Annotated in this window: 16 protein-coding genes; 13 read left to right on the top strand and 3 right to left on the bottom strand. The window is 51.8% G+C overall.

The annotated features are described in order from the left end of the window. Positions 1-94: 94 nt before the first annotated feature. Positions 95-799 carry an RNA-guided endonuclease InsQ/TnpB family protein gene (locus ARC85_RS15360; protein ID WP_286715340.1) on the bottom strand — a complete coding sequence of 235 codons (705 nt, stop codon included), beginning with the start codon at positions 797-799 and terminating at the stop codon, positions 95-97. Positions 800-1,060: 261 nt separating this feature from the next. Between ARC85_RS15360 and ARC85_RS15355 the strand changes: the two genes are divergently transcribed. The 11 genes from ARC85_RS15355 to ARC85_RS15305 all read left to right on the top strand — a co-directional run bounded on the left by ARC85_RS15355 (position 1,061) and on the right by ARC85_RS15305 (position 5,864). Further along, positions 1,061-1,321, top strand: a complete 261-nt coding sequence (locus ARC85_RS15355) for an AbrB/MazE/SpoVT family DNA-binding domain-containing protein (protein ID WP_011783277.1) — start codon at positions 1,061-1,063, stop codon at positions 1,319-1,321. Further along, the gene (locus ARC85_RS15350; protein WP_011783278.1) at positions 1,321-1,683 is read left to right on the top strand and encodes a type II toxin-antitoxin system PemK/MazF family toxin; all 363 of its coding nucleotides are present in this window, start codon (positions 1,321-1,323) and stop codon (positions 1,681-1,683) included. The genes ARC85_RS15355 and ARC85_RS15350 overlap by 1 nt, the downstream gene beginning before the upstream one ends. A 479-nt stretch (positions 1,684-2,162) precedes the next feature. After that, positions 2,163-2,432, top strand: coding sequence for a hypothetical protein (locus ARC85_RS15345; protein ID WP_011783279.1), 270 nt, complete (start codon positions 2,163-2,165; stop codon positions 2,430-2,432). 25 nt (positions 2,433-2,457) lie between these two features. Next, entirely contained in the window at positions 2,458-2,679 is a 222-nt protein-coding gene (locus ARC85_RS15340) for a hypothetical protein (RefSeq protein ID WP_041657313.1), read from the top strand. Between the two features lie 203 nt (positions 2,680-2,882). Beyond that, positions 2,883-3,200, top strand: a complete 318-nt coding sequence (locus ARC85_RS15335; RefSeq protein WP_286715339.1) for a hypothetical protein — start codon at positions 2,883-2,885, stop codon at positions 3,198-3,200. Between the two features lie 16 nt (positions 3,201-3,216). Beyond that, complete coding sequence (locus ARC85_RS15330; RefSeq protein WP_157680753.1) at positions 3,217-3,516, top strand: hypothetical protein; 300 nt, start codon at positions 3,217-3,219, stop codon at positions 3,514-3,516. A 230-nt stretch (positions 3,517-3,746) separates the two neighbouring features. Further along, a complete protein-coding gene (locus ARC85_RS15325; RefSeq protein WP_041657309.1) occupies positions 3,747-3,938 on the top strand; it encodes a hypothetical protein in 192 nt (63 codons plus the stop codon). A gap of 119 nt (positions 3,939-4,057) precedes the next feature. Further along, positions 4,058-4,384, top strand: a complete 327-nt coding sequence (locus tag ARC85_RS15320; RefSeq protein ID WP_286715338.1) for a hypothetical protein — start codon at positions 4,058-4,060, stop codon at positions 4,382-4,384. A 25-nt stretch (positions 4,385-4,409) separates the two neighbouring features. After that, a complete protein-coding gene (locus tag ARC85_RS15315; protein ID WP_157680752.1) occupies positions 4,410-4,724 on the top strand; it encodes a hypothetical protein in 315 nt (104 codons plus the stop codon). A 561-nt stretch (positions 4,725-5,285) separates the two neighbouring features. Further along, positions 5,286-5,498 (top strand): hypothetical protein, encoded by a 213-nt coding sequence (locus ARC85_RS15310; protein ID WP_041657300.1) that lies wholly within the window; start codon positions 5,286-5,288, stop codon positions 5,496-5,498. Positions 5,499-5,519: 21 nt separating this feature from the next. After that, positions 5,520-5,864 (top strand): hypothetical protein, encoded by a 345-nt coding sequence (locus tag ARC85_RS15305; protein ID WP_041657298.1) that lies wholly within the window; start codon positions 5,520-5,522, stop codon positions 5,862-5,864. Between the two features lie 301 nt (positions 5,865-6,165). On the opposite strand, the gene ARC85_RS15300 is transcribed toward ARC85_RS15305, so the two are convergent. Beyond that, positions 6,166-7,920: an ankyrin repeat domain-containing protein gene (locus ARC85_RS15300; RefSeq protein WP_011783285.1), complete on the bottom strand. Its 1,755-nt coding sequence runs from the start codon at positions 7,918-7,920 to the stop codon at positions 6,166-6,168. Positions 7,921-8,047: 127 nt separating this feature from the next. Between ARC85_RS15300 and ARC85_RS15295 the strand changes: the two genes are divergently transcribed. Continuing rightward, positions 8,048-8,323: a hypothetical protein gene (locus tag ARC85_RS15295; protein WP_011783286.1), complete on the top strand. Its 276-nt coding sequence runs from the start codon at positions 8,048-8,050 to the stop codon at positions 8,321-8,323. A 24-nt stretch (positions 8,324-8,347) separates the two neighbouring features. Continuing rightward, on the top strand, positions 8,348-9,439 hold the full coding sequence (locus tag ARC85_RS15290) for a hypothetical protein (protein ID WP_011783287.1): 1,092 nt from the start codon (positions 8,348-8,350) through the stop codon (positions 9,437-9,439). On the opposite strand, the gene ARC85_RS15285 is transcribed toward ARC85_RS15290, so the two are convergent. Beyond that, positions 9,381-10,547: a hypothetical protein gene (locus ARC85_RS15285; protein WP_011783288.1), complete on the bottom strand. Its 1,167-nt coding sequence runs from the start codon at positions 10,545-10,547 to the stop codon at positions 9,381-9,383. The two genes, ARC85_RS15290 and ARC85_RS15285, sit on opposite strands and share 59 nt — an antisense overlap. Positions 10,548-10,549: the final 2 nt, after the last annotated feature.

Here is a 10,549-nt window from a genome sequence, read left to right as displayed (position 1 = left end):
ACCACGAAGCACAAGAAGAAGGCACCGACTGCGAAGGTCTCTCCTTTCTACAAGAAAACCATCGGTTACGGACTGCCGGACTTCGCAGAGGAACTCAACTACGGAGTCGATCTATCAACCATCTGATAATGGTATCAGGTTGGTGGGGTAAAGGTGCCCCATCAACCATTAAATCCGTATACCCCATTTTCGGTGTAACCGGAAGAACCCTGGGGTCAAATTCGCACAGGCAGGACACAAAGTAGCGTCCGGCACTGTCTCGGGAAACGGTAATCGTGGTGGGCTCACAAGGCAGCGCCCGACTCCAGCGAACCGCGAGCGGCTCTTTGGACTTTGCGAGAAACAGTTGCCCGTCCCGGTACTTGAAGGCCGAGCGGGTGAATTCCGCCGACTGGCGGTACCGCTTGCTTTTGAAGCGCGGATAGCGAGCCCGACCTTCAAAGAAGTTCTTGAACGCGGTTTGCTGGTGCCGAAGGCTTTGCTGCAAAGGCACACAACTGACTTCGTTCAAAAACGCCAGATCCGGGTCTTTTTTCAGGGCCGTCAGCTTCGCACTCGCCGCCGCGTACCCGATCCTCTCCTGGCGCTCATGGAAGGCATCGGTGCGATACCGAAGCACGGCGTTATAGACAAAACGGACACATCCAAACGTCCGGGCAAGCAAAACCTCCTGCTCGGGCGTGGGATAAAAACGGAACTTGTAAGCTCGCTTTGCCATACTGTAAATGTATACAGTACACCAATAGATAGCAACCACCACAAAGGAGGCAGCGAGAACAGGTGCGGCTGACGCCGACACGCTATCCCTCCCTGCCCTGAACTGCAGGGTTTCTCGCGGAATAAGTGGTGACCTTGAGCTCATCCAATTGATATTGGGCCACCGGAATCCTGACCATGACGCTGGAGTATATCGACCCTGACCTGCCGAGAATTAAGGCGGCGTTTAAGTCTATTTGGAGCGGTGTAAAACCCACACCAATGTAGATACAGTTGTTGACACAACGTTCTGTCGAAATTAAAGTAGACACATTCGTAGCTACACATTCAACACGAGGTTGTCATGCAAAGCGAAATCAAACGCTGGGGAAATAGCGCTGCCGTGCGCCTTTCCAGCAAGATTCTGGCTCAAGCAAAGCTGGATGTTTCCAGTCCAATCAGCATTGACGTGAAGGCCGGAAAAATTGTGATTGAGGCCATCGAGAAGGCTCCGCGTAGGGTGCACCTTCCCTTTTCCGAAGCCGACTTACTGAAGGGCCTTGATGCCCATGGCGCTCATGCGGATGAGCTTGCTGAACCTTCCGCTTCTGAAATGGGGGCTTGATGGCTCAGTACGTTCCTGACCGCAACGACATTATCTGGCTGGACTTCGATCCCACCAAGGGTAAAGAAATCGGTAAATACCGGCCAGCACTTGTGCTGTCGTCCAAGCAGTACAACAAACAGACCGGGTTGATGATCTGTTGCCCGATTAGCACAAGCATTCGCGGAACCGCGACTGAGGTTGCCGTGGACAATCTGGAGAAGCCTTCGGTTGTCGCATCGAGCCTCATACAAACTCTGTCCTGGAAGGACCGAAAGGCTAACTTCATCACCACAGCCGAGAACGGTGTGATGGACCAGGTACTGGTTCGCATTATCCCGCTGATCGGGGCGGACAGTGTGATCGAGAAATTCATTGAGTAAGTGGGAAATCGGGATGCGATATAAAGATGAACAGGCCCTTTTGCTATCCGTACTGCAAGCAAATCCCTACTTTGGCGATAATGTCGAACACCTAGAGCATATCGAGCCGGCAATAAAAAATGACGAGCAGATCTTCGAGGTCACGTACAGTGGACCTCTTGGGAGCGATACTGTCAAAGTGACCATGTTGGATGTTCTGTTGCATATCGCAAATCAATAGATGGGAAATTGTGATCATGAATAGTGCGCCCGGAATCTTTCTTACGTCTCTAATTGCCGCATTCGCAATCGGTGCAACATACAACCCGAATGGATCAGTATCTATAAGCGATGCCATTCAGAATAGCCCTGCATGCTCAAATACTGAGCCAGGTTGGTCGAAACCATACAGTTGCCTCCAGGCAATCAAGAAAACGCATGAAAGCACTACAGGGAACGTGTCCAAGTAAACCTGTATTGGAAACCGGGAGCGCGACAACATGAGCACACAGCAAGGGCGAAAGGTCTACACGCCAGATGAAACCGAAAAGCATGAAATGGCCGGGAGAATGTATGAGGCCGTTGACCTTCAGCTTGCCATTGAAAACGGGCATCTCAATTCGGTCGAAGAGATTCTTGCGCGGCTCAAGCTGAATGCGGATCGACTAAGCAAGGTATTGAAGCTCGATACCTGGGTGTCATCCGAGGACCGTCTTTGCCTCGACCTTGTTGAGACAATCCAGAGCGCTGAAAAGCAGTCCACTCGTTAATTGGAATTCGAAGGGTGAGTTCATTATGACGAATCAAAAGCAGCAAAACTTTGTGGTTATCCTGTGGGCGTCATGGCTTTGCATTCTGCTTGCCGTAGCAGCATTAGGAGCTGCGGGCTTCCTCGCAGTTACGAGTGGCGAATCTGCGGTCGATAATGTAATTCTGCTGGCCTGTGTTTCAGCAGGCTTTATAGGGCCCGGTATCGGCTTCCGGCTTGCTTACTCAAGGCAAAGGGCTGACGCCTAACACATTGGAAATTGGACGCAATAGCATGAGTGAAGATTAAGAAGAGTGTTGATCGGCGCCAGGTGGAGGTTCTTGAGGGAATCAAGGCCAGACTGGATGTAATTTCTCTGGCGTTGATGCTGATGGCAGGCATGTCAGTTTCTATCGCTATTTCAAATTGGTTTTGATTTGAAATCAACACAATGGAATCCGGAGCATCAGCCATGAACGAGAGAAAAAGCAGCATCTACAATCTCTCCAAGGACTACGCGAAGCTATTTCGTTTGATCTGTGATGGTCAACGAATTGCCGCATGGGCCGACACCTTTAGCATGAAGGATGCTGATGGGAAGCCGTATCGTGATATTTGCGAGGTTAGGAGATCTGGAGAGTACGAAATCATGTTTTGTGCTCGCGGTACTGGGTACGGGAATGTCTGGCCCTTCCAGCGGGATGAAGGAACAGAAGAGGCTGTGTTCTCTAAGGCATGTGCGGGATGCAACCTTGAGTGGATCGACCCAGTCCCAGACACCAACCAATGAATGTGGGAAATCGAGAATGACTGACGACAAGAACCCTTTGACTTTATCTACCCTCTCTGACGATCTAACGCTTGAGCGTGGCATGTATGCATCCCCGGAACTGTCCGGAGTCCTGAATATGGCTCGCGGTGGCCACCGGCCTGAGCTCGATATGCAAGAGCTTATCGGCGGTAAGTTCTCGGCCGGTGAAGGTGTCCTGGTAATCAATCCAGAAATGGATGATGCAGCCATAGCCACCGATATTCGGCGTGCGCTGGAAGCGGCCAAAGGCCAACCATTTAAGGTTGTCCAAGCGCCAAGCTCAATCAAAGACTGATGTGAATGCGAATGAAAAAGGGTATGTCAGAGAGAATTAAGATTGCAGCGCTTGCGACATATATTGTCCTTTCGATCTTAACCGGATCAGTTTTTCACCAAGAACTGGGTTATGGCCCATTGTTAAGCCCAGTTGTTGGGTTTGGGCTCGGAGCTATGCTGTACTTCTTCGTCATCCGACAGCTTTTCGACTTATTCCTTAAAAGCAACTAATAACCGAGGAATACGACCATGAGCAGTTCTTCGCTGGCAATCTTCGCAGCAGTAGCCTGCGCCTTGACCGGATTAGTGGCGTCCCTCGGAGTCGCCTATGGGAATCTCGAAAGCATCCGTCTTCTCTGGGTATCGTTCGTCTCTCTGGCTTGCCTGCCGTTGACCATGTTTTTGGCGTGGTGTGCCTACCAAGAACTTACTGAAAACTGATTGGAATCCGAGGATTGAGCAAGATGGAATCGACAGGCGAAAAAATCGGAACCGGTGTAGCGATAGTTGTTGCAGTGCTATTTGCCTATGCAACCTTCCCAACCCTACAGGGCCTGGTTATGCCAACCGCCCCACTACTCTGGGAGCCTATCTTGTCGGTGAGCCAGACACTCTCCGTGTTCGGCGTGATTATCGCCATCGGGGTAACGCTTGCGGTTGTAAACCGTCTTCGATACGCCAGGGCTACCGGTAACCCGGTGATCCCAGCTTTGGTCTGGGTGGTGTTCTTTGCAGTAGTCGCCGCCGCAGTCACTGCACTGGTATCCGTCATTGCATTCGAGGTCACCTTTCAGTCAATGCTGAGCGTGGGAGTAAACAGCTCGGTCGCTTTGATGGTGGGTGCGATCGTGGGCTTTGGGGTTTGGCTGTTGCTCAGCCGAAAATGACCATGGGAAATCGGGAGGGCACAAAGTGACAGCCGACAAGTCAGGCAAAGAAATCCAGGATGAATACGAGCGGCTGGCTCGCGAGCAGCTTGATCTCAATAGTGAGTGGCGACTTGGAACGATAGCCACGGCGCTACCCATTGGTCTCGAAGACAAAATCGACGACCTCGATTCTGATGGTGAGCTTTGTGACAGCGAGCGGTGGCAGGAGCTGACCACGCATTCTGCACCTCTGGCATGGCTCCCGAAAGGAGTGATCCAGGTGACAATGGTCTCTGGAAGTGGAAGCGACAGGCAGCAGAAAGCGGGCTTTATCCTGACCGAAAGCTATCGTCGTTAAAATGGGAAGTTTGGTTCCGGGAAGATGATTAAAGGACCTATCGAAATCGAAATGGCTGACGCATGGGGGCGAAGAATCGCCCGGGACTGGCCGGACATGCCTGTTTCTATGCAAGCTCTCTTCAAGTTCGCGTGGGGATTCCACGGTGCTTCGCAGTGGCTTGCCTGGTTCTCGGTGCTTGCCGGCCTGGGGACCCTTCTATGGATCGCCTCGGGGACGTGGCTTGTTGGGGGTAGCGGCTTGATTTCTGCCCATCCCTTTTTGCCTGCACCATTCGTACTGCTTCTAGGCGCGGTCTGTTTCAGGTGGCTACTGCCAGGCGTTGTCAATCTCATGGTTACTTCCTGGTATTACAAGGCCCGATCGCATTTTTGAACAATTCACCATTGGAATCCGAGGCAACGATTATGGCTAAGAGACTTGGTTTGGGCTTGATGATTCCGGGACTGCTCGTAATTCTATGGGTTCAATTCTTCTCAAGTCATTCGGTCCCATGGTGGGCGTTTATATCGGTTGTCACCCTGGCTGCGCTTGGTGCTTCCGTGGGAATGCTCACGAAGGGTGAGCGAGAAATCGAACTCAGAGAGAATAGACAATAACGACGAAGCCATTGATGCGCTCATTGGGGTCGCGAAAAAGCTTCGGCGCGAGCTTGCGCTTTGCAGAGAGACCATGGATATGAAGGGCGGGTTTGATCCGGCTTACTCAGCTGACGCTAGAAACGCAATTATCGATGCGGACGCTGTGATCAGCGCACTCCGCCCTGAAGACTGATAGTAACGATGGAATCCAACTATGAAACCTTCTTGCGAGCTATCAAGCGAACAAATCGCATCCCGATTGGTAAAGCTGATGCGGGGTAACACCGACTCGAATCCGTTTATGGAACGCTATGCCGACTGTTTAGAGAAAGCGGCAGATCTGGATGATCTTTCGTTCGTGCGAATGGGTCGGGAAGCGGAAGCGTTTGAAGAAGGCTTCAGGCACTTCGTTACAGAGTTCCCTGGTGCACCGGCAGTGACCGTACCTGAAGGCGAACATTTCGATATGGGTGTATTCCTGGCTCGCGTTGACACTGAGTTGCGCCGGTCGCTGTTGAAGCGGTGGGCTGAAATCATCCGCGGCAAAGCGCGCCAGTAACAGCATGGTGAAGCCAGCCATGGAGCCCGCGAAACGAGACTGGTTAAGCGCAAAACTATGGTTTCGTGGGCCTGTTTTTGAGTCTCCAGTCAGCGTCCCTCGATGCATGGGGTGTGGGTATCGTTTGACCGAAAAGTTAGATGAGGTTACGGCCAACCTCGATGGCTACATCTGCAGTACAGGTACCTGCAACGCTGACGAGATTGCTTACTATGACGCGCTTTGCTCGGTTAATTCGTACCGTAAGCGCCGCAGGTTGTAAGTTGGGTGCGGGTGGGATTTCAATAACCCACCCTGATATTTAAGCCAATCTGAGCGCCTCATCTTCGGCGGCGTCCCCGCCATCCTCACTCACTAGGCTCAATGTTTCTGTCATCCCGGTTTCAGGCCTGATGTCTCGGCCCAGCAAATCCGCCACCGATTGATTGGCCTGATTGTTGACTCGTTGTTCGTTGGCTATTGTGTCACGAGTAACTGAAAGCCGCAGCGCCCATGGTTTTTCCTGCATTCCATAGTCCGCCAGCATTTGATCAGTCCAGCGTTTTGTCAGATGAGGATGCTGCGTGATGCCAAATTCAATGAGTTCTGCATCATCGGCATCTATCCAGTAGTCAAAGGCGTTATTGCCATCGCGGTCGCTGGCTATCCCGGGGTCGGCACCTCGTTCAAGCAGGTCCAGTATTATTTTCTTGCCAATACCTTTGAAGCGGTAAAAATGGCTGGCCGTTTGAAGTAGCGTTTCTCCCGATGCGTTACGGGCATCAATATTGTTGAGCTTGGCGATCTTTTTGATCAGCGCATTTTCGTCCATCTCATCATGGAACTTGCTGTGGAGTGCCAAGTCTGGGCAATTAACCCGGGTAAGTTGCGTTTCTTCTAAGCCATTGCGCTGTCGATGGGCTTTCACTCTCCCTGTGATGTTGTAGGTCTGTCCCTCATACAATTTCCCGGCACCAGAATTAAACCAGGTCATCTTTGCGTTGGTCTGTGTGTCACGAAGAATATGAAGGACGCTCATGCCAAAGGCGTTCTCCATCGGAATTTTCTTTTCCACATAGACCTCGCGTTCAACTTTTTCGCCAGGCTCACCGATGGACACCGATGCCCACTCTGAGGCTCTCTCGCGCTCTTTAAGGTGCTTCATCTCCCGGGCGTAGGTTGCAACGGCGCTGCCGGCTAAACCGATAGCTTTGGGCTTCACTGCTCCGTGACGCGCCATGGCTTTCAGGTTAGATCGATAAAGGTCTGTTCCTACATCGAAATCCTCTGAGTTTAGCCACTCCATGATCTTGCCGGCGGCAGCACGGTCACCATCTTGAACCAGGGATTCTTTGGTTTTATGGTCAGACATAACTTGGGTAATCCAGTCGGTGGTGCAACCAGACACACCGCCTCTATCTCGAGATACCCAGCCCCCGTCAATTCGAACGATCGCGGAGGCTACTGACAAAACATCTGTCATATCTACATAGTGATAGGCGCTGCCACCCGTCCCCAGTGCTTCCTCATCCGATATTTCATCAAATACCTCGGCAAACTGGTTCGCCAGCCGAAGTACGTCAGCCGGGTGGCGACCACCCGAGAAATCTTCGACACACGAACTTCCAACCTGAATACGCTGATCGGGATCATCTGTGGATTGGAACAGGAAGGTTGTATTTCTGTTTCGCTTGAAACCGCAATGTTCACAGTCCGGCGCGCACGTTGTCAGCCAATCAAACATTTTCGGATCTTCGTCAACAAGTGCCTGGGCCCCATACCCTTTGACTTCATTTGTAGGTTGATCGTGGTCGATCTTCGCTATGAAGCGCCAACCTGGAATAAGAGGCGGGCCGGCAATTATTCGAACTCGGGTGGCCAGGATTTTAACCCTTTCATTTCGGATAATCCGTTCGGATATTTCCGGCTCTCCGGTCTCGATGTGGTACGCGGGTAATCCAAGCTTCTCCGATCGATCTGACAATCGCTGCAGCTTGCCAAGCACATCAGCTACGCGCCACTCAGGTATTTCCCGAAGATACTCCGTATATCCGGCGTCAATGTAGCTCTGTTCCATGGTTCTTCCACCCGTTTTACTGTCTCGTGCGGTATTATGGGCCACCTAAAATCGACGTAGAACGGGTAGGCGCTGTGTTGTTTCTCTTTGGAAACATGAGGCATGGCGTCAGATTGGGTGTCTTAGTATGGGGCTGCAATTCATACTTCATTCGGGTCGGCCGGAAATTCTGAGGCTTTCGCGCCAATTTGAATCCGGTGACTTCAGGGTTAACCGTGTTGATGAGTGCGTTCATATCCTCGATGCCAGCCGTTGCTATCTGTCATTGGTCGGCGTCGAGGCGCAACAATACGAGCGTTGTGTCGCGGAGCTGGTTGACCGGGGTATTGATCAGGGAATCGCTTCACAGGCGGTGGCCTCGATAATTTTACGGAATTATTTGCAACTGAATCTTGCGTTGTGAAGCAACCAAATAAGGATCTCTGTTTTGGCCTTTGGGGCGTTTGGAAGTGGATATCAGCGTTACCTGAGCGAACGTTCCGTTCTCAATCTTCTGGAACTTGCAGAAACCTCTGCATTCCATCGTGACGTTCTGACACGCCACTTAAAAACCGGGCTGTTCTCCTATCGTGTGGATGGTCACCCACAAAGCAAATATCTCGGCGTGATCCGCTTTGGTCATCACCGGCTTTTGCGGGCTTTGCTTTCTGACGATGTTCCTGTTTCAACGCTTCGGGGTATCCTGGATAACCATTTGGCGGCTCTATGTAATACGGTGCTTCATCAGCCCTTTGATGAATATCTCGAATGTAGTTCCCCATACTCCCCTCCCCTTACCGTACTGGAACTTCGAGAACATACCTCGCGTCTGAATGGTTGGATGCAGCATGTTCGAAATGTCTACCAGGTAAACCCTTTTCCGGCATACGCCAGAAAATCCGCATTCTCTATCGCTCTTGATATGATGAGGCTGATCCAGGCCATCCATGAGAACACCATCCTCAAAGACGAGGATGACCCCTTTGCCCGGGCGGGAGCTACAGATCGCCATGCAATTCTCGAAACTCTCAACAATGCATTGTTGTCATTGAATCAAGAGGGGGTCGTCCGCTACACCATGCCTCGCTACCCTCATCTTGAGAACCTATTAGAGAGACCTAATCTTGCGGTTGCTTGTTCTCCGGATGGGCATATGATCCCGATAGCTGGCGTTAGTGTGTTCGAAGCTGTTGCATTGGATGTCGGACGCCCCATACCCCGGAGCGCTGCAATTTCCCCAGAGCCGGAAACCCTGCTTAACGCACTCATTGATGAATCTTTTGGCTTGGCCTGGGGAGTTTTTACTGGCTCAACCGAGAGTGTTCAAGCGCTCATTGTGAAATCGACTTACGAGCCATCCGTGTGTAGCGTTTTCGTGGTTCGTCTTGATGTGGAGATGTATTGTTATACCGGTGAGCTAGAAGTAGGCGATCTAGGGGGGATGGCTGATCGCCTGGTCTTTATGGTGAATCGGGCTGGTGTCAAATTGGCTGATGAGATTGCTGGAGCTCACCATTCATCCGGGCAGACTGGTTCATAGAATACGCAAGGTATCTTCGTACCGTCATGCTTTCCAAAAACGACTGTTTTTCCGTCTTACCCTTTCTCTGGTGTGCTGCCATCTCTGATTCGCCCATAATCATTTGTGGCTTCAGTTTGTGGGTTGCAAGATTCTTTCTTGGTTTGGGGTTCTTTATGTACGGTGCCAGTCGTGGCGCCAGATAGAAAATGGGCAACCGGCCTTTGAAGCTAACGTTCTTCGTTTGCCAGCTACAATCATCATCCAGGGTTGCGCTTTTGCAGAATGCTCCCATCCTGCAATCCTCCGACACTCCTTTCTCCCAGCTATATTCCGGATCCGTGCATTGGGCCACTCTTTCCAGGTCGTATCGGGCTGCCATATCCTGTTTAGATTCCAGAATCTCAAGCAAGGTTTCCCGGGTTACGCGAACTGTCGACGGGGTACGCGTCCAATTCCAGCGGATTCTGTCGGGGCACACCGGTAGCGCTGGTACCTGACGAACCAGTTGACGGATATTGAGTCGTGGGTGAATGCAGTTCCGCACCATAGCGCCCACCACTTTCCTTCGAACGTTGAGGGGGTTGTTTGGCGCAAGTGCGGCATAGATTGCATTTAGCTCCGTGGCACCGTCTTCGCTTCCCAGAAGGGTTCGAATCTTACCCATTCCTTCGCTGAACTGATCCTTTAGGCGATTAAGCTCTGTGATCGCCCCAATAGTTTCGTGGGACGCAGCTACGGCGCCCATGTAGACTGACGTCTCTTTTTCATCCTGCCCATCCTGATAGAACCAGTCTGTGATCGCAGCCAGTGCCATGGCGCGGGCTGTGTCACTATCGCCCGCGTGCGGGCGGCTCATTACGGCGGCATCTCCTTGCAGTCGATCCGCCATAACACGCTCGCGTACCCGCGTCGCCTGTTGGGTGAGAAGTCGGTAGGTTCTTCTTAGGTCGCCAAGCAGGCTGTGGCAAAGTTGTTCTCGCTCGCTGGCTGACAAATTGTCCAGTTGGCTTTCGGTATCGACCAGGTTGAGCTGTATCGGCGCACGTGTCATTTCCCACGCCTCGGGGATGGCCATGGAGTGCTCATTGGTTTGTTGAACATCGTTCTCTGTGGCGCCGGTCATCATGT

The sequence above is a fragment of the Marinobacter sp. tcs-11 genome, assembly GCF_002049515.1.
GTDB lineage: Bacteria > Pseudomonadota > Gammaproteobacteria > Pseudomonadales > Oleiphilaceae > Marinobacter > Marinobacter nauticus.
Note: the sequence above shows the minus strand (reverse complement) of the source record. Positions and strands in the feature narration are given on the sequence as shown.